The sequence below is a fragment of the Paraburkholderia sp. EG287B genome (genome assembly GCF_040965595.1).
Classification (GTDB): domain Bacteria; phylum Pseudomonadota; class Gammaproteobacteria; order Burkholderiales; family Burkholderiaceae; genus Paraburkholderia.
Map to the genome: position 1 here is coordinate 112351 of NZ_JBFRCG010000003.1, position 20875 is coordinate 133225.

The 20875-nt window shown below is 67.4% G+C and carries 22 protein-coding genes; 19 read left to right on the top strand and 3 right to left on the bottom strand.

Going from position 1 to position 20875, the window contains the following annotated elements; genetic code table 11:
- Nucleotides 1-30 precede the first annotated feature (30 nt).
- Complete coding sequence (locus AB4Y40_RS05815; protein WP_368686808.1) at nucleotides 31-1140, bottom strand: GlxA family transcriptional regulator; 1110 nt, start codon at nucleotides 1138-1140, stop codon at nucleotides 31-33.
- A gap of 236 nt (nucleotides 1141-1376) precedes the next feature.
- Here AB4Y40_RS05815 and AB4Y40_RS05820 point away from each other — a divergent pair, with 236 nt between their 5' ends.
- Nucleotides 1377-1637 carry a hypothetical protein gene (locus AB4Y40_RS05820; RefSeq protein ID WP_368686809.1) on the top strand — a complete coding sequence of 87 codons (261 nt, stop codon included), beginning with the start codon at nucleotides 1377-1379 and terminating at the stop codon, nucleotides 1635-1637.
- Nucleotides 1638-1653: 16 nt separating this feature from the next.
- Here the strand turns inward: AB4Y40_RS05820 and purU are convergent, their stop codons facing one another.
- A complete protein-coding gene (gene purU, locus AB4Y40_RS05825) occupies nucleotides 1654-2535 on the bottom strand; it encodes a formyltetrahydrofolate deformylase (protein ID WP_368686810.1) in 882 nt (293 codons plus the stop codon).
- 250 nt (nucleotides 2536-2785) lie between these two features.
- Between purU and AB4Y40_RS05830 the strand changes: the two genes are divergently transcribed.
- Nucleotides 2786-3304, top strand: a complete 519-nt coding sequence (locus AB4Y40_RS05830; RefSeq protein WP_368686811.1) for a hypothetical protein — start codon at nucleotides 2786-2788, stop codon at nucleotides 3302-3304.
- 10 nt (nucleotides 3305-3314) lie between these two features.
- Here AB4Y40_RS05830 and AB4Y40_RS05835 read toward each other — a convergent pair whose 3' ends face one another.
- On the bottom strand, nucleotides 3315-3914 hold the full coding sequence (locus tag AB4Y40_RS05835) for a LysE family translocator (RefSeq protein ID WP_368686812.1): 600 nt from the start codon (nucleotides 3912-3914) through the stop codon (nucleotides 3315-3317).
- Nucleotides 3915-4334: 420 nt separating this feature from the next.
- On the opposite strand from AB4Y40_RS05835, the gene AB4Y40_RS05840 reads away from it, so the two are divergent.
- From AB4Y40_RS05840 to AB4Y40_RS05920, 17 genes are all read left to right on the top strand, one after another.
- On the top strand, nucleotides 4335-5036 hold the full coding sequence (locus tag AB4Y40_RS05840; protein ID WP_368686813.1) for a beta-ketoacyl synthase chain length factor: 702 nt from the start codon (nucleotides 4335-4337) through the stop codon (nucleotides 5034-5036).
- Nucleotides 5020-5814 carry a lysophospholipid acyltransferase family protein gene (locus tag AB4Y40_RS05845; RefSeq protein ID WP_368686814.1) on the top strand — a complete coding sequence of 265 codons (795 nt, stop codon included), beginning with the start codon at nucleotides 5020-5022 and terminating at the stop codon, nucleotides 5812-5814. The genes AB4Y40_RS05840 and AB4Y40_RS05845 overlap by 17 nt, the downstream gene beginning before the upstream one ends.
- A complete protein-coding gene (locus AB4Y40_RS05850; protein ID WP_028212563.1) occupies nucleotides 5789-6088 on the top strand; it encodes a phosphopantetheine-binding protein in 300 nt (99 codons plus the stop codon). The genes AB4Y40_RS05845 and AB4Y40_RS05850 overlap by 26 nt, the downstream gene beginning before the upstream one ends.
- A 3-nt stretch (nucleotides 6089-6091) precedes the next feature.
- On the top strand, nucleotides 6092-6343 hold the full coding sequence (locus AB4Y40_RS05855) for an acyl carrier protein (protein WP_028208535.1): 252 nt from the start codon (nucleotides 6092-6094) through the stop codon (nucleotides 6341-6343).
- A gap of 65 nt (nucleotides 6344-6408) precedes the next feature.
- Nucleotides 6409-7008 carry a hypothetical protein gene (locus tag AB4Y40_RS05860; RefSeq protein ID WP_368687108.1) on the top strand — a complete coding sequence of 200 codons (600 nt, stop codon included), beginning with the start codon at nucleotides 6409-6411 and terminating at the stop codon, nucleotides 7006-7008.
- Nucleotides 7005-8720: an AMP-binding protein gene (locus AB4Y40_RS05865; RefSeq protein ID WP_368686815.1), complete on the top strand. Its 1716-nt coding sequence runs from the start codon at nucleotides 7005-7007 to the stop codon at nucleotides 8718-8720. The genes AB4Y40_RS05860 and AB4Y40_RS05865 overlap by 4 nt, the downstream gene beginning before the upstream one ends.
- A complete protein-coding gene (locus AB4Y40_RS05870) occupies nucleotides 8717-10426 on the top strand; it encodes a glycosyltransferase (RefSeq protein ID WP_368686816.1) in 1710 nt (569 codons plus the stop codon). The genes AB4Y40_RS05865 and AB4Y40_RS05870 overlap by 4 nt, the downstream gene beginning before the upstream one ends.
- Nucleotides 10413-11990: a histidine ammonia-lyase gene (gene hutH, locus AB4Y40_RS05875; RefSeq protein ID WP_368686817.1), complete on the top strand. Its 1578-nt coding sequence runs from the start codon at nucleotides 10413-10415 to the stop codon at nucleotides 11988-11990. The genes AB4Y40_RS05870 and hutH overlap by 14 nt, the downstream gene beginning before the upstream one ends.
- On the top strand, nucleotides 11987-12427 hold the full coding sequence (locus AB4Y40_RS05880) for an acyl-CoA thioesterase (RefSeq protein ID WP_368686818.1): 441 nt from the start codon (nucleotides 11987-11989) through the stop codon (nucleotides 12425-12427). The genes hutH and AB4Y40_RS05880 overlap by 4 nt, the downstream gene beginning before the upstream one ends.
- Nucleotides 12415-13101 (top strand): outer membrane lipoprotein carrier protein LolA, encoded by a 687-nt coding sequence (locus AB4Y40_RS05885; protein WP_368686819.1) that lies wholly within the window; start codon nucleotides 12415-12417, stop codon nucleotides 13099-13101. Before AB4Y40_RS05880 ends, AB4Y40_RS05885 begins: the two co-directional genes overlap by 13 nt.
- Entirely contained in the window at nucleotides 13101-15512 is a 2412-nt protein-coding gene (locus tag AB4Y40_RS05890; RefSeq protein WP_368686820.1) for an MMPL family transporter, read from the top strand. Before AB4Y40_RS05885 ends, AB4Y40_RS05890 begins: the two co-directional genes overlap by 1 nt.
- Nucleotides 15509-16690, top strand: coding sequence for a beta-ketoacyl-[acyl-carrier-protein] synthase family protein (locus AB4Y40_RS05895; protein WP_368687109.1), 1182 nt, complete (start codon nucleotides 15509-15511; stop codon nucleotides 16688-16690). The genes AB4Y40_RS05890 and AB4Y40_RS05895 overlap by 4 nt, the downstream gene beginning before the upstream one ends.
- A gap of 9 nt (nucleotides 16691-16699) precedes the next feature.
- Nucleotides 16700-17185 (top strand): hotdog family protein, encoded by a 486-nt coding sequence (locus AB4Y40_RS05900; RefSeq protein WP_368686821.1) that lies wholly within the window; start codon nucleotides 16700-16702, stop codon nucleotides 17183-17185.
- Nucleotides 17182-17907, top strand: coding sequence for a 3-ketoacyl-ACP reductase FabG2 (locus AB4Y40_RS05905; RefSeq protein WP_368686822.1), 726 nt, complete (start codon nucleotides 17182-17184; stop codon nucleotides 17905-17907). Before AB4Y40_RS05900 ends, AB4Y40_RS05905 begins: the two co-directional genes overlap by 4 nt.
- Nucleotides 17907-19133: a beta-ketoacyl-ACP synthase gene (locus AB4Y40_RS05910; protein ID WP_368686823.1), complete on the top strand. Its 1227-nt coding sequence runs from the start codon at nucleotides 17907-17909 to the stop codon at nucleotides 19131-19133. The genes AB4Y40_RS05905 and AB4Y40_RS05910 overlap by 1 nt, the downstream gene beginning before the upstream one ends.
- Nucleotides 19134-19135: 2 nt before the next feature.
- A complete protein-coding gene (locus AB4Y40_RS05915) occupies nucleotides 19136-20380 on the top strand; it encodes a beta-ketoacyl synthase N-terminal-like domain-containing protein (RefSeq protein WP_368686824.1) in 1245 nt (414 codons plus the stop codon).
- Between the two features lie 35 nt (nucleotides 20381-20415).
- Nucleotides 20416-20871, top strand: a complete 456-nt coding sequence (locus AB4Y40_RS05920) for a signal peptidase (RefSeq protein ID WP_368686825.1) — start codon at nucleotides 20416-20418, stop codon at nucleotides 20869-20871.
- The last annotated feature ends 4 nt before the right edge of the window (nucleotides 20872-20875 follow it).

A 20875-nucleotide genomic window follows, 5' to 3' on the forward strand; every position in this document is an offset into this window, starting at 1 on the left:
CTTTTTTGGCGGCCATCCTCCCGAGAACCGTTAGTGCAACGAACCACCGACAGCAGCCTCGACCCCGGCAAGCGCAGCACCCCCCCGCAAAAGCGCATCAAGCTCCGCCAACTGCACCGAATCCTGCCCGCTACGCTGCGCACGAAACATAACCGGCGGCACGCCGAACTGCTTACGAAACTCACGCCCAAGATGCGAAGCATCCGAAAACCCGCAACTCGAAGCAATATCGGCAACGGTTCGATCCGAACTCGTAAGTAGCCACGCGGCGGTCCGCAGACGCAACGCATTGGCAAACGCGCGCGGACTCTTCCCCGTTTCCGCCTTGAAGAGGCGTTCGAGCTGCCGCGCCGAGAGGTTCAGCTTGCAGGCCAGTTCCTCCAGCGGCACGTTGCGGCCGACTTGCTGCTCCATCAACAGGACGGCGCGCTTGACCTTCGGGTGCGTGGCGGGCTCGAGGCCGGGCGGGTGAGGTTGGGGCGCATTGCCTTTTTGCATTTCGCCGACCAGCAAGATGCGCAACGCCTTCTGCACCGTCGCGTGATCGAAGTGGCGCAGCAAGATGGCGGCGGCGACGTCGATCGACGCGCGGCCGCCCGAGCAAGTAATGCGGCGCCGGTCGATCGCGAACAGACGGTCGGCGACGATGGCGTCGGCATTGACGTTGGGGAAGCGCTCGATGAAGTCCCAATAGTGGAACCAGCTCACGCATATCCGATGACCGTCGAGCACGCCGGCGCGCATCAGCGCGAAAACGCCCGTGCAGATCCCGACAACCGTCGTCTCGCCGCCAGCCGCGCGGCGGATGTACTGCAGCGTGGCTTCGCTGGCGTGCGGGCCGGAGTGCAGCAGTCCGCCCACGACCACGAGATAGTCGACCGGTTCGGCGTCGGCAAAGGTTTCCCAAGGCGCGATCTGGATGCCGCAACTCGCACGCACGGGCGCAAGCGTTTCGCCGATCACGCGCCACGAGCAGCGCACGGGCTTGCTGTAGTCGCCTTCGTCGGCGGACAGACGCAGCATGTCGACGAAACCGGAGAACGCGGTCAGCGTGAAGTTCGGCAGCAGCACGATGCCGAAACGGATGCGCTCCTTGGGAGCGGCGTCGATGGAAACGGCGGTGGCGAGGGTGTCGGACATGGAGGAACAGGTAAGCGGCGATGCGGTTTCAGCCAAGCTTCCCCGATATGGCCCCGAGGCGCTTGTCGATTTCCGCCATCGATCTTCGCAAAAGCGAAATCTTGAAGGAATACACGCCGCATGGCGGGGCGGTTCCGCCGCCCTGGCGCGTTCGTTCTAGCGCCGCCGCCGCCGCTTTGGTCAACTCGTGAGCGGGCACACGCCCCACGCCGCACCCATCCACGAGGCCCGCTGTCATGCCGCGCACCGCAACCGTCGAACTCAACAAACGCGCCTGTCACGGCGATGCCGAAGCCGCGCTCGCCCTGCTGGAGCAGAGCATGGCGCGCGGGCACGGTCGTATCGGGCTGCTGCGTTATCTGCAGGCGCGTTGCGTGGGCGCGCCGCTCGCGCGGCGACATCACGACTATGCAGAGCGCGTGGCGAGCCGGATGAGCGAGGGGGCGTTCGCGGCGCTGGTGGCGCAGGCGCAGCGCCGCCACAGCATGGCGGCGTGAACGCCCGGGCGCTTGCTCACAGCACGACGGTGCGGCCGTCGTTGATGAAGACCCGCCGCTCGAGAAACACCCGCACGGCGCGCGCAAGCGTCACGCACTCGACGTCGCGCCCGACGGCCAGCAGACGCTCGGGGTTCAGCGAGTGGTCGACCCGTTGCACCTCCTGCTCGATGATCGGGCCTTCGTCGAGATCGTCGGTGACGAAGTGCGCCGTCGCGCCGATCAGCTTGACCCCGCGCACGTGCGCCTGATGATAGGGCCGCGCGCCCTTGAAGCCGGGCAGGAAGGAATGGTGGATGTTGATGGCGCGGCCCGCGAGTTTCTGGCTCGTTTCGTCGGAAAGAATCTGCATGTAGCGCGCGAGAATCAGCAGCTCCGAACCGGTCGAATCGAACAGGTCGAGGATGGCGGCCTCCTGTTCACGCCGCGTTTCCGGCGTGACGGGCAGATAGTGAAACGGCAGGCCGTGCTGCCTGGCGAGCGGTTCGAAATCGCGGTGATTCGAGGCAATGCCCGCAATGTCCATCTGCAACTCGCCCATGCGCCAGCGAAACAGCAGGTCGGCGAGGCAGTGCTCGAGCTTCGACACCATGATGAGCACTTTGGGACGCACCCGCAGGTCGTGAATGGCCCAGGTCATGTCGTGTTTGCGCGCGACACTGGCGAACTCGTCCCGCAGGCCCGCCAGATCGAAGCGCTCGCCCGCGCCGGCCTGCACGACCTCGTGAAAGACGCAGCGCAGGAAGAAGCGCGTGCTGATGTCGTCGTCGAAGACCGTGAGCTCGTCGATATAGCCGCGGTGCGCGTCGAGAAAGCCGGCGACCGCGGCGACCTGCCCGGCAGCGGCGGGGCAGGACAGCGTGAGCACGTAGCGGTGCTGCGGGTCTTCGGTGGGCATGCGCGTTCTCCTCGTGTCGTGGTGCGCCCGCTGCATCTTGCGCGTCGTGCGGGGGCGCTGGCTTGATGGCGCAAGTAAGCCACCAATCGGCGTGCGGCACATAGAACCCACGCGCTGTATCGCGAGAATGAATACGCCAACCCGGCGCCAAAATGAAGAGGGTCACTTTTGCCCCTCGCGCTGTCGCATTCCTGCTATCCCGCGCTTTTTTCTCCGGCAAGCATGGGGCTGCGACGAAACGGGAGCGGAGATGGAGAGTCATCTGGGGCTGCAGGCGCGGGCGTTGAACGGGCAGCGTGCCGCGCTTTTTCGCGTGCGCACCTCGGTCGCCGACGTGTATATGTCGGTGAGCCGCTCGAACTATGGCAACGAGGAACGGGCCGTGGTCGAAGTGGACTGCGCGCGCTTCTTGAGGCTCTGGCGGGACGATCCGTGCGGCGAGTACGCCGGGCTCGCCAACGGCAATCCGCAGACATGGCGTGCCGACCCGCGCTTCGAACTGGCGGCCGAGGGTTTCAGCTTCGGCGAGGAAGACCCGGTGCCGCTTGCAGAAGTCAGTTGCCCGGCGAGCGCAGCCGTACCGTACGTTGCGTTCACGGACGGCGTGATGCGGACCCTCTGGCTAGCCGCCTACGCGGCCAGGTCGTTTCCGGTGGAATGCGCCGTGAACGACGCCGAGGCGCTGCAGCGCCTGGCTGGAACGGCTGGCAGCCGCTGGTGCAGCGTTGCCGAACTCGTTTCGCCGCAAGTCGCGCGAGCCTGGGAATGACGCGATAGCGTCAGTGCGCGAGCGCCCACATGAGCGACACGGAGAACGCGCCCACCACGATGGACGCGCAACGCTGGAAGAACGCGGGACGAATGAACGGCGCACGGCCGTTGCGCGGCGCGGCGCCAATGGCGATCCACGTCAGGCCAATGGGAATCAGCAGGACCGCGAAGATCGCCATGGCCTGGAGCCACGTGACCACGCTCGCGAACGCCGCGGGCGGAAAAATCGAGCCGGCGAACAAAATGGCCTTGGGGTTGAGCACCGTGGCGCTGAACAGCGTGCGCGTGCTGACCACACCCCCGGCCGAGGTCTCGATCGAGTTGGCCGTGAACCAGAGGCGCAAGGCGAGCCACGCCAGATAGAGGCTGCTGGCCACACGCAGCACCTTCGGCAGCCAGCCCAGCGAATGCGACGCATGGGTGAAGCACAACCCCCAGACGGTAATCGACACCAGGTAGCCGGCCAGTTCGGCGACGGTCAGATGCGCGGAGCGCCGCAAACCCTGCCGCAAACCGGCGGCGGCGAGCAGGGTGTTGGTCGGCCCCGGCATGAGCAGCACGATCGCGCAGCCCGAGACCATCAGCCCGACGGTGGAGAGGGAAAGCATGAGGGCGACTGGGGGATAGTGGGTTCGGATTATTGGAAGCTGACTGTAGGGTGTCATGGCGGACAGTGACTAAAACTGCCGCGCGGCGCCCGCATTCTACGGCTTACCTCGGTAACTGCCTATTTCAGCCGTGTCCGGGGCGCTAAACCGTTGGCCGATATTCGACATGCTGAGAGCGGCATATGCTTTGGCAGATGCGCGCTTACGTCGCGCGCATAAATTATTGATTTCAATGCATCTATTGATGCGTAACAAATCATTTCGAAATATTTCATGGTTCGCCCTAAATAATCCGCGAATCACGCCGTTAAAGTACGCACGAGAACTCTGTCCAGAATATTTGCGGGCCGAGGAAGAATAAACATACGCCGTTCGGGGCCGAGAGCCCGCACGCTGCGGCCGCCGTTATCGTCAACCCCTATGCCCGATTTGTCGTGGACCATGCCCGTGGTGCGTTGGTCCTTCTGGTCTTCCGTATCGGAAAGTCTGCCTGAGGTTGCGTTCGTCGATCCGATGATGCGCCGCCGGCTGAGCGCGCTTTCGCGGATGGCGCTGAAGGTGGCCGGCGACTGCGTCGATGCGCAAGCCAGGACACGCGTGGTTTTCGCATCGCGGCACGGCGAGTTGCGCCGCACGACGGACATTCTGCGCGACATCGAGACAAGCAAACCGGTTTCGCCGAACGCGTTCAGCCTTTCCGTGCTCAACGCGATGACGGGGCTGTTCGGCATCGTGCGGGGCGACCGTTCGCCGGCGACGGCCCTCTCGGCAGGCGCGCAGACGCTGGGCTACGCGCTGCTCGAAGGCCACGCGCTGCATACGGAAGACCCCGCAAGCCCCGTATTGATCGTCTACGCCGACGAACCCGCCGACGCGCGCTACGGCGCGGTCGAGCAGGAAGTGCAGCGCGGCGCGTTCGCGCTGCTGCTCGATGCGAGCGCGGCTGCGCAAGGCCGGCTCGCGTGCTCCATCACGGAAGACAAGCCGGGCCCGGCCGCGGCGGCACGCGCATTCGCTACGCAAAGCGAAGCGCTGCATCACTGCCTGAGCGGCGGCGCAAGCGCCGCGTGGCAGGGCGGCGGCGGCACATGGCAATGGAGCTGGCATGTCGGCTCGGCTTGACTACGGCTGGCGCCTATTCGCCACCGGCTTCAGCTTCGCGATGTTCGGCGCGTGCGGGCTGCTGTTCTCGGTCATCGTATTTCCGCTCGCGGCGGTCTGGCCGCATCGCGCTTCGCGGCAACGCGCGGTCACTATCGTCATCCACTGGTTTTTCCGCTCGCTCGTGGCCGCCTTGCAGCGCGCGGGCGTCATGACGCTCGACGTGGCCGGCGCGAACGCGCTGCGCTCGGGCGCACCCGCCATCGTCGTCGCGAACCATCCCACCTACCTCGACGTGGTCGTGCTGCTCGCGCTCACGCCTTCCGCCTGTTGCGTCGTGAAAAACGCGCACTGGCGCAACCCGTGCTTCTGGGGCATCGTGCGGGCGGCCGAGTACGTGAGCAACGCCGATCCCGCAGGCTTCGTGCAGGACTGCGCGCGCCAACTGGCGAACGGCTACAGCATGATCATTTTTCCCGAAGGCTCGCGCAGCCCGGCGCCGAATCGCCTGCACGCGTTCTCGCGCGGCTTCGCGCATACGGCGCTCGAGGCCGGCGCGCCGGTTCTGCCCGTGCTCATGCACTGCGATCCGGCCGCCTTCACCAAGCAGATGCGCTGGTATCACGTTCCGCAGCGACCCTTCCGCATGACCGTGAACGTGCTGGCACCCATCGGCGTCCAGCCGCTCGCGCCGCGCGACATGCCTTCCGCACTCGCCGCGCGCAACGTCACGCGCACCATCGAGGCGCAAATCACACAGCACCTGTTTGACTATGGATACTTTAAAACTGGAAATTAAGCGGCTCCTGATCGAGGCGCTCGATCTCGAGCATCTCACGCCCGCCGATATCGACGACGACGCGCCGCTGTTCGACACCGACGGCGTGGGGCTCGACTCGATCGACGCGCTGGAGATCGGCATCGTGCTGCGCCAGCGCTATCAACTGACCATCAACGCCGACGACGAAAACGTGCGCGGCTACTTCCGGTCGATCAATACGCTCGCGGCGCTCGTCGCGGGCCACGCAAACGAAAACGAGGCGCTGGAAGCCACTGCAGGGAAAGGGGATTGAATCATGAACGAAGCTGAAATTCTCGACCGTATCCGCGAGATCTTTCACGAGAACTTCGATATCGATCCGGCGCGCGTCACGCCGGAGGCGCACCTGTTCGAGGAACTGGATCTGGACAGCATCGACGCGGTCGATCTGGCCATCAAGCTCCAGGAAATGACGGGCCGCCGCATCAAGCCGGAAGAGTTCAAGCAGGTGCGCACGGTAGGCGACGTGATCGCCGCGGTCGAGTCGCTGCTCGTGACCCAGGCTTGAGGCCATTCGTGACGGCTCTTCGCGGGCCCGGCCCGGCTGAGCCTGCCGCGGCAGGTGAGAGCAACGTGGCAGGCGGCAGGGCGCGCAGCAAATGGAAGCTGCTCGCCGGTCTCGCCTACCCGGTCGTGATCCTCTGCGCGTGGCGCTGGGATTCGCCGCGCTTCGTGGGCTTGTTGCTGCTCCTGCTGCTCTGGATGCAGCGCGTGGCCGGCACGGGCGCGCTCGCCGCCACCCTGCGCAAGCTCACGCCGGTGGACTGGGCCGTGGCCGTCATGCTCAATGTCGCCTCGGTGGCCATCGTCATCACCAATAGCGAACGGCTCATGCGCCTGTATCCTTCGCTCGTGAATCTCGGGCTGCTCGTCGCCTTCGGCGCGACCCTCGTGAAGGGGCCGTCGATGATCGAAAAATTCGCACGTCTGACCTATGCCGATCCGCCCGCGCACATCGTGCGCTATACGCGCCGCGTCACGCAACTCTGGTGTGTTTTTTTCGCTTTGAACAGTATGTTTTCCGCCTGGACGGCGCTCGCCTGGCCTGCTCGCGCCTGGTCGCTCTACAACGGCATGCTCGCGTATGTGATCATCGGCGCACTGCTCGCCGGCGAGTTCGTCTGGCGTAAATGGATCATGCTGCCGCGTGCTGCGCGACGGGAGGCGGTGTGATCGCATTGCACGAGCTTCTCGTGGCGCGTTGCCGCGAGCCGCGCAGCGTGGTTTGCGTCGATGGCGCCAACGTAACGGATTTCGCTATGTTCCGTGCGCATGCGCTTGGCATTGCGGCGCGCATGCGCACGCGGCCGGGCCTGCGCTTCGCGCTATGGAGCGACGACCCGTATCTATTCGCCTGCACTTTGTTCGGACTGCTTGTTGCAGGCAAGGTGCCCGTGATTCCGGCGAACGCGACGCCGGGCTACCTCGCCGAACTGAGCGACGCGTACGACGCGGTGCTCGACGAAGACGAGCTTGCCGCGTGGTGCGCCGATACGGCCGCTGTTCAACCCGTCGAGCCCGGCATGGCGATCGACGCGAATGCGATGCTCACGTTGTTCACGTCGGGCAGCAGCGGTGCGCCGAAGCCCGTCCACAAGACGCTCGCGCAGTTCGACGCCGAAGTGCATACGCTGGAAGCCGCGTGGGGTGCACTGCTGGGCGACTCGGCCGTGCTCGCGAGCGTGCCGCATCACCACATTTACGGGCTGCTGTTCCGCGTCTTCTGGCCGCTGGCCGCGGGCAGGCCGTTCGCCCGCGCGACCTGTGCCGACCCGGCGCAATTGCAGGCGCGGATTGCCGAATGTTCGGCGCAGTGCGACGCGACCGTCGTCGTCTCGACGCCTGCGCAGCTCTCGCGCTGGCCCGATCTGCCGGGGTTCGCGACACTCGCCCCGCAGCCGCGCGCGTTCTTCTCGTCGGGCGGCCCGCTGCCGCTCGACACCGCGAAGCAATACGCCGCCACGTTCGGTGCCGCGCCGCTGGAGATCTACGGCAGCACGGAGACGGGCGGCATCGCCTGGCGCAGACAAGACGAAGCGCAAGCGTGGACGCCCATGCCGGGCATCGCCGTGCGCGCGGGCGCAGCGAACGAGGGCGGCGCGCTCGAAGTGCGCTCGCCGCATCTCGGCCACGACGGCTGGCATCGCACCGACGACAGGGCCGCGTTCGACGAGCACGGCCGCTTTGTGCTGCAAGGGCGTCTCGACCGCGTGGTCAAGCTCGACGGCAAGCGTGTGTCGCTCAGCGAGATGGAGAGCAAACTGCTGCTGCATCCCGGCGTTGCCGAAGTGAGGACCGTACTGCTCGAAGGCGGCTCGCGCGAGCGCATTGGCGCGCTCGTGGTACTCACCGCGGAGGGCCGCGAAACGCTGCGCCGCGACGGCCGCGTTCTGCTCCTGAGAGCATTGCGCCGCCATCTCGCCGCCTGGTTCGACACGGTCGTCCTGCCGCGCCACTGGCGCATTCACTGCGCGCTGCCAGTCGACTCGCGCGGTAAGGTGCAGGCGCAAGCGGTTGCCCGCGCGTTTGCGGCCAGCGCAGAAGGGTTCGAGCTGCTCGCGCAATGGGACGACGCAGAAGGGCGGTCATTCGAACTGCGCGTGCCGCACACGCTCGTTCATTTCACGGGCCACTTTCCGGGCCTGCCGATTCTGCCGGGCGTCGTGCAGGTGGACTGGGCGATGCGGTTCACGCGCGACTGGGTGCCCGGCGTGCGCGCGCTCGCCTCGATCGATCAACTGAAATTCACCATGCCGGTGCCGCCGGGCGTGCTGCTTAAGCTCGTGCTCAAGCACGACGCCGCGCGCCGGCGCGTAGCGTTCGCGTGGCGCGTCGGTGAGCGCGACTGCGCGTCCGGCGCCTTCGTGTACAGGGAGCCCGCATGAGCCTCGCGGCCTGTATCGTCATTCCGATCTACAACCACAAGGACGCGATCGGCGGCACCGTGGCGAACCTGATCGTCCACGGCCTGCCGCTCATCGTCGTGGACGACGGCAGCGACGAAGCCACCCAGCAGGTGCTGGCGGACCTCGCGCGCCGCTACGCCGGCAAGCTCACGCTACGGCGCCTGCCCGTGAACGGCGGCAAGGGCGCGGCGGTGATGGCGGGGCTGCGCGCCGCGCGCGACGCCGGCTATACGCACGCGCTGCAAATCGACGCCGACGGCCAGCACGACGCCGCGGACGTCCCGCGCTTTCTCGCCGCCGCGCAGGCGAATCCGCGCGCGGTCGTGATCGGCCAGCCCGTCTACGACGAGAGCGTGCCGAAAGCGCGCCTCTACGGACGCTATCTGACCCACGTATGGGTCTGGATCGAGACGCTCTCGTTCGCGATCCGCGATTCGATGTGCGGCTTTCGCCTCTATCCGCTCGACCTCGCGTGTGCGCTGATCGACAGCGTGAAGCTGCCCGAGCGCATGGACTTCGACATCGAGATTCTCGTGCGCCTGCACTGGCGGCGCGTGGCGTTCGTCTCGATTCCGACCGCCGTCACCTACGCGGCCGACGGCGTCTCGCATTTCGACGTGCTGTGGGACAACGTGCGTATCAGCTGCAGCCATACGCGGCTCGTCGCGGGCATGCTCGCGCGTCTGCCGCTGCTGCTCGCGCACAAGGCCCTGCCGCGGCGCACGGAGGCGGGCGACGGCAACGACCCGTGGTGGCGCACGGCCGAACGCGGCAGCCGGCTCGGCATGGCGTTGCTCGCCTGGAGCTGCGGCCTGTTCGGACGGCGCTTCACCGCGCTCTGGCTGCACCCCATCGTCGCTTACTTCCTGGTCACGGGCCGCCCCGCACGCGACGCTTCGCGACGCTATTTCGACCGGCTGCGCCAGTGCTCGCCGGAACGCGAGACGCCGCGTCCGGGTTGGTTCACGGCCTATCGCCATATGCTCTCGTTCGCGCAATCGGGCTTCGACAAGCTGGCCGCCTGGACAGGCCGCGTCGGTGAGGCCGACGTGGAGATCGACGACCCACGCGCGTTCGACGCGTTGATCGCGAGCGGCCGCGGCGCGCTGGTGATCGGCTCGCACCACGGCAACCTCGAAATGGCGCGGGCGCTGGCCGTGCGCGGCGCGCAAACGAAGGTGACGGCCATCGTCTACACGGAGCACGCGAAACGCTTCAACAGCGTGCTGGCTTCCGCCCATCACGATTTCGCGCAGCATCTCGTGCCGGTGAGCGACTTCGGCCCGCAGACGGCGCTGATGATGCAGGAGCGCATCGAGCGCGGCGAGCTGCTCGTCATCGTCGGCGACCGCACGCCTGCGCGCGAAACCGGCCGTACCACCGAAGCGCAATTCCTCGGCGAGACAGCCGCGTTTGCCCAGGGCCCCTATGTATTGGCGCACGCGCTTGCGTGCCCCGTTTATCTGTTGTTCTGCCTGAAAGAGCACGCGGGCTACCGGCTCTACTTCGAGCCGTTTGCCGAGCGCATCGATCTGCCGCGGCGTGGCCGCGCCGAGCATATAGCGGCATGGGCGCAGCGCTTTGCGTCGCGCCTCGAACACTATTGCCGCAAGGCGCCGTACCAATGGTTCAACTTCTACGATTTCTGGGCGCGCCCCAGTGGGGGAGCGAATGGCCGAGACTGACCTGAAGGATGCCGGAGTCGACGCGGATGCCGTGGTAGTCGGCGGCCGCCATTTGACGATCGAGGACGTCGTGGCGGTTGCGCGCGGGGAGGCCGCCGTGCGGCTCAACGACGACCCGGCCTGGCGCGAACGCATCGCGCGCGGCGCGGAGTTCTTGCGCCGGCATCTCGCCGCCGGTGCGACCGTGTACGGCGTCAATACGGGCTACGGCGATGCCTGCGTCGTCGACGTGCCGATGGCGCTCGTCGAGGCCCTGCCGCTGCAGCTCACGCGTTATCACGGCTGCGGCATGGGCGAGTATCTCGACGACGCCTCGGCGCTCGCCGTGATCGCCGCGCGTCTGAATTCGCTGGCGTTCGGGCTTTCGGGCGTGCGCCCGGTGCTGCTCGAACGCCTCGCCGATCTCATTAATCATCGCGTGTTGCCGCGCATTCCCGCCGAAGGCTCGGTGGGCGCAAGCGGCGACCTCACGCCGCTTTCGTATGTCGCGGCGGCGCTGGTCGGCGAGCGCGGCGTGCAGTTTCGCGGCGCGCCGTGCGAGGCGCGCGACGCGTGGCTCGCGCTAGGCCGCGAACCGCTCACGCTCGCGCCCAAGGAAGGCCTCGCGCTGATGAACGGCACGGCGGTCATGACGGGCCTCGCCTGTCTCGCGTTCACGCGCGCGGCGCAGCTCGCGCGCCTGGCCGCACGTCTCACCGCGCTCGCCACGGTGGCGCTCGACGGGCGCGCCGCGCATTTCGACGCGTTCATCTTCGAAGCCAAGCCGCACGCGGGGCAGGGCGAGGCGGCGGCCTGGATCCGCGCCGACCTGGCCCGCCGTCCGGACACGCCGGGCCACCGGCTGCAGGACCGCTATTCGATCCGCTGCGCGCCGCACGTGATCGGCGTGGCGAACGACGCGCTCACGTGGATGCGCCGCGACATCGAGAACGAACTGAACAGCGCCAACGACAATCCGCTGATCGATCCCGACGGCGAGCGCGTGCTGCACGGCGGCAACTTCTACGGTGGCCATATCGCGTTCGCCATGGACGGCCTCAAGACGGCCGTGGCGAATCTTGCCGATCTGATGGATCGCCAGTTCGCCTTGCTCGTCGACGACAAGTTCAACAACGGCCTGCCGCGCAACCTCACGGGCGCGCCGAGTGCGCGCGCGCCGATCAATCACGGCTTCAAGGCCGTGCAGATTTCGTCGTCGGCGTGGACGGCGGAGGCGCTCAAGCACACGATGCCCGCGAGCGTGTTCTCCCGCTCGACGGAGGCGCACAACCAGGACAAGGTGAGCATGGGGACGATCGCGGCGCGCGACTGCTTGCGCGTGCTGCAACTGACCGAGCAGGTCGCGGCCGCTCACGCGCTCGCCACGGTGCAGGCCGCGCGCCTGCGTCTGCGCGGCAACGCCGCGACGGTGATTCCCGAGCCGCTTGCCGCGTTCATGGAAGACGTGGCCGCGACGTCGCCATTCGTCGACGAGGACCGCGCGCTCGAACACGAACTCCGTGCCATGACGGAGCGCATCGCAGCAGGCGACTTCCTCGGGCAGAACGCGGAGGGCAGGCCATGAGCGAGGCGCGCAAGGTGGTGCCGGTGTTGAGCGCGAGCGCGAACGTGGAAGTGCCGTTCCACGACGTGGACGCGATGAACGTCTGCTGGCACGGCCACTATCTGAAGTATTTCGAGTTCGGCCGCGCGGCGCTGCTGCGCAAGTTCGACTACGACTATCGCGAGATGCAGGCGTCGGGCTTTGTGTGGCCCGTGGTCGAAGCGCATTTGAAGTATGTGCGGCCCGCTATTTATGGGCAGCAGCTCGAGGTGTGCGCACACCTGCTCGAGTACGAAAATCGCCTGAAAATCGGCTACGAAATCTACGATCGCGATTCGCGTACGCGGCTCACGAAGGGCTACACGATCCAGGTCGCAGTGAACGCCGCCACGCAGGAGCTGCAGTTCGTCTCGCCGCCTGTCGTGCTCGAAAAGCTGGAGCGTGCATGGGCGCGTTGAAACGATACGCGGCGGCGGTGGCCGCACTGCTTGCGCTTCAGTCGGTGTGGATGCCGGCGCGGGCCGCGACGGCGCCCGTGAACGTGAGCACTGGCGCGAACGCCGGCGACGCGGCACTCGTCTCGCAGATCGCGGCGCGTCTTGCGCGCGCGAACGGCGTGCGTGCGCATTTCACGCAAACGCAGACGCTTGCCGCGATGAAAGCCCCGCTCGTCAGCACGGGCTCGCTGCTGTTCTTTCGCGAGCACGGCGTGATCTGGCAGGTCGAAACGCCGTACAGGAAAACGTGGATCATGCGCGACAGCGGCGTCACCGTGATCGATGCCAACGGTCAACCTGATCAGCGCACCCGGAACAGCGGTGCGCAGGGCGCACGTGGTGCGGCGGAGATCGCGAAGATGATGCGGGCGATGCTGGGCGGCGACCTGAGCGGGCTGTACTCGCAATTCGACGTGACGGCACGCGGCACGCCTTCGCAATGGCAGATGCGCCTCGTGCCGCGCCAGCCGCAGATCGCGCAGGCGCTGCGCGGCATCGAGATGGAAGGCGGCGACTTCCTGCACAGCTTGCGCATCACGTTCGCCAACGGCGACGTCACGCAATACGACTTTAGCGGCAGCGCGCAGGTGTCCGAACTGACGCCCGCCGACCAGAAGCTTTTCGGAACGCCATAGTGAGTTCCTCCGAGCTTCGCACCGCAACCCAGTCGCGGCGGCAGTGGACGCTGCGGGCCGCGTGGCTGCTGCTGGCCCTTACGGCGGCGCTGTATTGCGCCTGGCGCTTTGCGGGACCGACGCCCCTGCAGACCAACCTGCTCGCGCTGCTGCCCGCAACCGAAGCGGACCCCGTGGCCGAAGAGGCCGTGGACCAGCTCGCGGGCGCGCTCGGCAACCGCGCCGTGCTGCTCGTGTCGAGCCGCGACGCGGCGCACGCGAAAGCTGCGGCGCAGCAACTGGGCGCGGTGCTCAGCGCAAGTCACGCGTTCGCTTCGGTGACGGCGCAAGTCCCGCCGTTCGACCTCGGGCGCATCACGCGTTTCTACCTGCCATATCGCTTTGGCCTGCTCACGGCGCAAGACCGTGCGCTTGCCTCCGGGAGCACCGAAACGCTGCGCGGCGCGCTCGCCGAGCGCCTCTATGGACTGCCGGACGCGGGTCTCGCAACGGCGCTCGCCGACGATCCCTTCGGCTGGCTTCAGCACTGGCTCGCGGGGCTGCCGCTCGCGGCATCGAATCTCACCGTCGAGGACGGTTTCCTCGTTGCGCATCGCGCTGACACTACGAGCGTGCTCGTGATCGGCACGCTGCCTGGATCAGCCTACGAATCCGATGTTCAGCGAGGCGTGCTGCTGGCCGTCGCGCACGGCGAAATGGCGCTCAAGGCGTCGTGGCCGGACGTCACGCTCGCGCGCACGGGCGCCGTGTTCTATGCCGAGTCTGCGCGGCGCGCCTCGGAGCGCGACGTCCATGTGATCGGCATCGTTTCGGCGGTGGGCATCGCGCTGCTGATGCTGTGGATCTTCCGCTCGCCGCGGCTGATCCTGCTGGGCTTCGTTTCCACGGCGCTCGGCATCGTGTGCGCGCTCGCGGCCACGATGCTCGTCTTCGGCAAACTGCATCTGCTGACGCTCGTGTTCGGCGCGAGCCTGATCGGCGAGGCGGTCGATTACTCCATTCAGTACTTCGTCGTCTACCTGGGCACGCGGCACGGCTGGGATGCGCGGCGCGGCGCGCGGGAAGTGCTGCCCGCGCTCACGGTGGCGCTCAGCACGAGCCTGCTTGGCTACGCCATCCTGACGTTCGCGCCGTTTCCGGCGCTCAGGCAGATCGCGTGCTTCGCCATCGTCGGCATCTTCACCGCTTTCGCTTCGGTCATCTGGCTGTTGCCGAGCCTCATGACGCAGCCCGCGCGCCGCAGTCCCCAAACGCTCTTCGCCGTGGCCGCGGGCTCGCTCGCGAAATGGCAGGCGCTGATCGGCGGCCGTCGCGCCTGGGGCGTCGCGCTCGCTCTCCTGGTCGTAGCCGTGCCGGGGTGGCTGCAACTGCGCAGCGACGACGACATTCATCTGCTGATCCAGCGGGACCCGGCGCTCGTCGCGCAGGAGCGCGTGGTGTCGAGCGCCGTGGGCGTCGACAACAGCGCGCAGTTCTTCGTCGTGCGCGGCGCGTCGCCCGAGGCCGTGCTCGAGCGCACCGAGGCGTTGTGCGCGCGGCTCGGCATGCTCACGGGCGCGTCCGCGCTGAGCGGCTGGCAATCGGTCACGTCGTTCGTGCCGTCCGAAGCACGGCAGCGGGCCGATCGCGCGTTGCTCGGCGCACATGTGTTCGCCGATCCCGCCGCCTTGCGCACGCTGCTGGGCGCGGCGGGCTTTCGTGACGAGGTGGCGCAAACGTGGCTCGATGCCGGGGCGCACTCGGGCGCTGCCGTGCTGCACGTGGACGGATGGCTTGCCGAACCCTGGTCGCAGCCGTTCCGCCACCTGTGGCTCGGGCGATCCGTGAGCACACCCGGCGCATTCGCGGCGATCGTGATTCCGCAGGGCGTGTCCGCTGCGAATGCGCCCGCGCTGCTCGACGTCGCGCACGCGCTGCCCGGTGTGAGCTTCGTCGACAAGGCCGCGAGCGTATCGCGGCTCTTTGGCGTGTACCGGCAGGATGGTGCGATCTGGCTCGCGGGCGCGCTCACGCTCGTGCTCGCGCTGCTGATGTTCCGCTACGGCTGGCGCGGGGCCATCGCGGTCGCGCTGCCGGTGTGGCTCGCCATCGGCGTCACGCTGGCCGCATTCGGCTATGCGCATGTGCGCATCAATCTCTTCAACATGCTGGCACTAATGCTCGTGCTCGGCGTCGGCGCGAACTACGCCGTCTTTCTGCGCGAAGGCGCGACGCGCGCTGCCACCGATCGCGGCGCGGTATGGACCGGTGTGCTGCTGTCCGCCGCGACCACGCTGCTCTCGTTCGGCATGCTCGGCATGAGTTCCATGCCCGCGCTGAAAAGCTTCGGCGCCACACTGTCGCTCGGCATCATGGTGTCCGTCATGCTCGCGCCGATCGGCATGCCCACGAATCACCGGAGAAAGGCCTGATGGCGCTCCCTGTCTATTTGCACGCGCTCGGCATGGTCAATGCGCTCGGCGACGACGTACCTGCGATCGTCGCAGCGCTCGCGCGCGGCGAGGCGCCCGGCATGGGGCCGATCGCGACGCGCACCGGCACGGCTTTCGCGGGCAGCGTGAAGGCGCCGCTCGACCTTGCGCCGCCCGCGTCGCTCGCCTGCTACGACTGCCGCAACAACCGGCTTCTGCTCGCCGCACTGGCGCAGATCCGACCCGCCATCGAAGCCGCGCGCGAGCGCTTCGGCGCGGGCCGTATCGGCGTCGTGCTGGGGACGAGCACGTCGGGCATCAGCGCCGTGGAAGCGACGTTCACGCAGCCGGTGCAGCAAGACGCCGCTTCGACGTTCGACTACCGCCAGATGGAGATCGGCACGGCCGCGCCGTTCGCCGCCGCGGCGCTCGATCTGCGCGGCCCGGCGTATACGATCTCCACGGCATGCACCTCGAGCGCCAAGGCGTTCGCCGCCGCGCGCCGTCTGCTGCGCGCGAACCTGTGCGATGCCGTCGTCGTGGGCGGCGTCGATTCGCTTTGCGAACTCACGGTGCAAGGCTTCGCCTCGCTCGAATCGACGAGCCCCGTACGGACCAACCCGATGAGCGCACAGCGTCGCGGCATCAACATCGGCGAGGGCGCGGCGGTGTTCCTGATGAGCCGCGAGGAAGGGCCGGTGATGCTCGCGGGCGCGGGCGAGTCGAGCGACGCCCACCACATATCCGCCCCCGACCCGCAGGGCGCGGGTGGCGAACTCGCATTGCGCGCGGCGCTCGCCGATGCGGGCATCGGCGCGGCCGCGATCGGCTACGTCAACCTGCACGCAACGGCCACGATCAAGAACGACCAGATGGAAGCGCATCTCATGGCGCGCGTGTTTCCCGACGGCGTGGCCGCGAGCGGCACGAAGCCGCTCACGGGTCATACGCTCGGCGCGGCAGGCGCGAGCGAACTGGGGCTCGCGTGGCTCACGCTCGCTCGCGACGACGTCGCGCTGCCGCGTCATCTGTGGGATGGGGAAGCCGATCCGGCGCTGCCCGCGCTCGACCTGGTTCAAGACGGGCGGCATTTGCCGCGCAACGGGGTGCGCCAATACGTGATGAGCAACTCATTCGCGTTTGGCGGCAGCAACGTTTCACTCATACTCGGACGATGATCGAGGCCAATGAATTCCGTTCTTTCCTCCTCGACGGATGCGTTCCCGCCGATCGAGGCGATCATCCCGCACCGCGGCACGATGCTGCTGCTCGACTCGGTCGCCGCATGCAGCGACGAATCGCTCACGGCGCTGGCCAGGGTGCACGCCGATGCATGGTATGCCGACGAGCAGGGCGCGATGCCCGCGTGGATCGGCATCGAACTGATGGCGCAGGCGATCGCCGCTCACGTCGGCCTGCTGTCGATGCGCGAAGGCAAGCCCGCGCGCCCAGGCGTACTGCTCGGCACGCGCCGCTATGAGGCGGCGCAGGGCGCGTTCGCCGGCGGCGGACCGCTCAGCGTGACGGTCAACGAACTGCTGCGCAGCGAAGAAGGCCACGGCGCGTACGGCTGCACCATCAGTCAGGATGACAAACCATTGGCCGAGGCCACCGTGAAGGTGTACCAGCCGCGCGATTTTCAGACTTTCATCGAGGAGAATTCCAGATCATGAGCCGGCGTGTTCTCGTCACCGGCGCGAGCCGCGGCATTGGTCGCGCGATCGCCTATCATCTCGCCGCGGACGGCTTTGCCGTCACCGTGCATTGCCGCACGGGCCGCAACGAAGCGGATGCCGTCACCGCGGGCATCGTCGCACAGGGCGGCACGGCCAGCGTGCTGCAGTTCGACGTGCGCGACCGCGCCGCATGCCGCGCGGCGCTCGAAGACGACGTGGCGGCGCACGGCGCCTACTACGGCATCGTCTGCTGCGCGGGCGTGACGCGCGACGCCGCGTTCCCCGCACTGACCGACGAAGATTGGGACATCGTGCTCGAAACGGGCCTCGATGCGTTCTACAACGTCGTGCATCCGCTCGTCATGCCGATGGTGCGTGCGCGCAAGGGCGGCCGCATCGTGACGGTCGCCTCGGTGTCGGGCGTGACGGGCAATCGCGGGCAGGTCAATTACAGCGCTGCGAAGGCCGGGCTGATTGGCGCAACGAAAGCGCTCGCGGTCGAACTGGCCACGCGCAACATCACGGTCAACAGCGTCGCGCCCGGGCTCGTCGATACGGGCATGCTCGACGACGTACCGCTCGAACACGCGCTCAAGGCCGTGCCGATGAATCGCGTGGGGCAGCCCGCCGAAGTCGCGGCCGTGGTCGGTTTTCTGATGTCCGACGCGGCTTCCTATGTCACGCGCCAGGTCATCGGCGTCAACGGCGGGATGGTCTGATGAAACGCGTCGTCATTACCGGCATGGGCGGCGTGACCGCACTCGGCGATCAGTGGGCGCAGGTCGAAGCCGCGCTCAAGCGCGGCGTCAACGCCGTCAAGCGCGTGCACGATTGGGACTATATCGAGGCGCTGCATACGCGCCTTGCGTGCCCCCTGCCGGCGTTCGCTGCGCCTGATGATTACCCGCGCAAGAAAACGCGTTCGATGGGCCCGGTCTCCCTCTACGCAGTGCGCGCGAGCGAACACGCGCTGGCCGACGCGGGCCTGCTCGACGATCCGTCGATCAAGGATGGCCGCATGGGCGTGGCGTATGGTTCATCGGCCGGTTCGGTCGAGCCGGTGCGCGCGTTCGGCAAGATGCTCGAAACGGGCTCGATGAGCGACGTGACGTCGAACAGCTACGTGCAGATGATGCCGCACACCACGGCCGTGAACGTGAGCCTCTTCTGGGACCTCAAGGGGCGCATCGTGCCGACGTCGTGCGCGTGCGCTTCGGGCAGCCAGGCCATTGGCTACGCGTACGAGATGATCGCGAACGGCAAGCAGACGCTGATGCTCGCCGGTGGCGCCGAGGAACTCTCGGGGCCCGGCGTAGCGGTGTTCGACATGCTCTACGCCACGAGCACGCGCAACGACGAGCCGCAACTCACGCCACGTCCGTTCGATGCCGCGCGCGACGGGCTCGTGGTGGGCGAGGGCGCGGCGACGCTCGTGCTCGAAGAATATGAGCATGCCGTGGCGCGCGGCGCGCGCATTCATGCGGAAGTGGTGGGCTTCGGCTGCAATTCGGACGGCGCGCATATCACGCAGCCCACGGCGGCGACGATGGCGGTCGCGATGCGCCAGGCGCTCGCCGACGCGCAGTTGGCCCCCGAAGCGATCGCGTATGTGAATGCGCACGGCACCTCCACGGATCGCGGCGACGTGGCCGAAAGTCAGGCTACGGCGGAGACCTTCGGTGCGCGCATGCCGATCAGCTCGCTCAAGAGCTATATCGGCCATACGCTCGGCGCCTGTGGCGCGATCGAGGCGTGGTGGACGATCGAGATGATGAAGCGCAACTGGTACGCGCCCACGCTCAACTTGACCGAAGTCGATCCGGCCTGCGCGCCGCTCGACTACATCCGGGGCGAGGCGCGCACGATAGACGCCGAATACGTGATGAGCAACAACTTCGCGTTTGGCGGCGTGAACACGTCGCTGATCTTCCGGCGCGCGCGTTGAGCATGCGGACATCGACATCAGCGGGCGGCTTGCAGCGCGTCGTCGTGACGGGCATGGGCATCGTCTCGTGCCTCGGCAATACGCTCGACGGCGTTTCCTCGCGCCTGCGCGATGGACGCGGCGGCATCACGCGCGTTCAGGCGTGGCGCGAGCGCGGCTTCGCGAGCCAGGTGGCGGCGGTGGCAACGGTTGCGGGCGAAACGCCGTTCGAGCGCAAGGCAGAACGCTTCATGGGCGACACGGCGCGCTTTGCCTGCCACGCCGCGCGCAGCGCCATTGTGGATGCGGATCTCGACGCGCATACGCTGCGCACGCCTCGGGCCGGCGCCGTGGTGGGCTCGGGCGTCGGCACGATGTCGGCGTACGACACGGCCATGGAAAGCGCGAACGCGCGCGGTATCGACCGCGTGCCGCCCTATACGGTGCCGCAAGCGATGAGCAGCACGACATCGGCGAATCTTGCGCACGTGTTCGGAATGGAAGGCGTCACGTACTCGCCTTCGTCGGCGTGCACGACTTCGGCGCTCGCGATCGGCCAGGCCCTGCAACTGATCCAGACAGGCCACCAGGACATCGTGCTCGCGGGTGGCGCCGAAGGCTTGCACGACAACATGACGCTGATGTTCGACGCGATGGGCGCACTCTCGCGCGGCTTCAACGACACGCCGGAACGAGCGTCGAGGCCCTATGACGCGCAGCGTGACGGCTTTGTGATCGGCTCGGGTGCCGGCATCCTCGTGCTCGAATCGCTCGCGCATGCGCGAGCGCGCAACGCACGCATCTACGCGGAGCTGACCGGCTACGGTCATGGCACCGACGGTGCGCAGATGGTCGCGCCGCAAGCGGGCGGCATTGCGCGCGCAATGCGCGAGGCGCTCGGCGAGGCCGGCTGCCGCCCGGACTACATCAACACCCATGCGCCTTCGACGCCCTCGGGCGATATCGAGGAACTGCTCGCGTTGCGCGCCGTGTTTGGCGACGAAGTGCCCGCGTTCTCGTCGACGAAGGCGCTCAGCGGTCATCCGCTCGGCGCGTGCGGTGCGCACGAAGCCATCTACACGCTGCTGATGATGCGCGATCGCCGGATTGCGGGCGCCGTGGGCATCGAAGCGCTCGATGCGGCGGCCGCCGGCATGCCGCTCGTGCGTGAAACGCGCGACGCGCGCATCGAGACGGCGATGTCGGTTTCATTCGGGTTCGGCGGCAGTTGCGCCAGCCTGGTGTTTCGCGCCTGGAATGCAGTCTGAAGTTTCGGGCAACCCTGAAAATAATGAGGATTCCAATGAAAAAGACTTGCCTCACGCTGAGCACGGCCGCGATCGTCAGCCTGACGTTGGCCGCTTGCGGATCGGAGCGCCTCACGCTGCCGATCCAGCCCGTCGCTTCTCTCTCGACGGCAAAAGCCGCGTCCAGCGTGGACCCCGCCGCAAAAATCGCAGTGTATTTCGGTGCGCAGCCGCATCCGGAAGTGGTGCGCCACGTGGGTGATGCCTCGCACTCCCTGCGTGTCGCCCGCGCGACCGACGGCGCCGAGGCCAGCTGCAACAAGGTGCTCGCCATGGCACTCGACAAGCTGCGCGCGGACGCCCACAACAAGGGCGCCAACGCCGTCATCAACGTGACCACGCGCTTTCACGGCAACGAAACCGGCTCGGCCACCGAATACACCTGCGGCGTGAGCCAGAGCGCGGCGGCCATCGCTGTCACGGGCGACCTCGTGGAGCTGCAGGCAAACTGAACCA

Bases quoted from the DNA above. Each gene is read 5' to 3' on its own strand.
- AB4Y40_RS05845 (WP_368686814.1), top strand. From the start codon at position 5,020: ATGTCGGCTCGGCTTGACTACGGCTGGCGCCTATTCGCCACCGGCTTC.
- AB4Y40_RS05920 (WP_368686825.1), top strand. From the start codon at position 20,416: ATGAAAAAGACTTGCCTCACGCTGAGCACGGCCGCGATCGTCAGCCTG.
- AB4Y40_RS05850 (WP_028212563.1), top strand. From the start codon at position 5,789: ATGGATACTTTAAAACTGGAAATTAAGCGGCTCCTGATCGAGGCGCTC.
- AB4Y40_RS05840 (WP_368686813.1), top strand. From the start codon at position 4,335: ATGCCCGATTTGTCGTGGACCATGCCCGTGGTGCGTTGGTCCTTCTGG.
- AB4Y40_RS05830 (WP_368686811.1), top strand. From the start codon at position 2,786: ATGGAGAGTCATCTGGGGCTGCAGGCGCGGGCGTTGAACGGGCAGCGT.
- AB4Y40_RS05910 (WP_368686823.1), top strand. From the start codon at position 17,907: ATGAAACGCGTCGTCATTACCGGCATGGGCGGCGTGACCGCACTCGGC.
- purU (WP_368686810.1), bottom strand. From the start codon at position 2,535: ATGCCCACCGAAGACCCGCAGCACCGCTACGTGCTCACGCTGTCCTGC.
- AB4Y40_RS05870 (WP_368686816.1), top strand. From the start codon at position 8,717: ATGAGCCTCGCGGCCTGTATCGTCATTCCGATCTACAACCACAAGGAC.
- AB4Y40_RS05815 (WP_368686808.1), bottom strand. From the start codon at position 1,140: ATGTCCGACACCCTCGCCACCGCCGTTTCCATCGACGCCGCTCCCAAG.
- AB4Y40_RS05905 (WP_368686822.1), top strand. From the start codon at position 17,182: ATGAGCCGGCGTGTTCTCGTCACCGGCGCGAGCCGCGGCATTGGTCGC.
- AB4Y40_RS05835 (WP_368686812.1), bottom strand. From the start codon at position 3,914: ATGCTTTCCCTCTCCACCGTCGGGCTGATGGTCTCGGGCTGCGCGATC.
- hutH (WP_368686817.1), top strand. From the start codon at position 10,413: ATGGCCGAGACTGACCTGAAGGATGCCGGAGTCGACGCGGATGCCGTG.
- AB4Y40_RS05915 (WP_368686824.1), top strand. From the start codon at position 19,136: ATGCGGACATCGACATCAGCGGGCGGCTTGCAGCGCGTCGTCGTGACG.
- AB4Y40_RS05855 (WP_028208535.1), top strand. From the start codon at position 6,092: ATGAACGAAGCTGAAATTCTCGACCGTATCCGCGAGATCTTTCACGAG.
- AB4Y40_RS05900 (WP_368686821.1), top strand. From the start codon at position 16,700: ATGAATTCCGTTCTTTCCTCCTCGACGGATGCGTTCCCGCCGATCGAG.
- AB4Y40_RS05885 (WP_368686819.1), top strand. From the start codon at position 12,415: ATGGGCGCGTTGAAACGATACGCGGCGGCGGTGGCCGCACTGCTTGCG.
- AB4Y40_RS05880 (WP_368686818.1), top strand. From the start codon at position 11,987: ATGAGCGAGGCGCGCAAGGTGGTGCCGGTGTTGAGCGCGAGCGCGAAC.
- AB4Y40_RS05820 (WP_368686809.1), top strand. From the start codon at position 1,377: ATGCCGCGCACCGCAACCGTCGAACTCAACAAACGCGCCTGTCACGGC.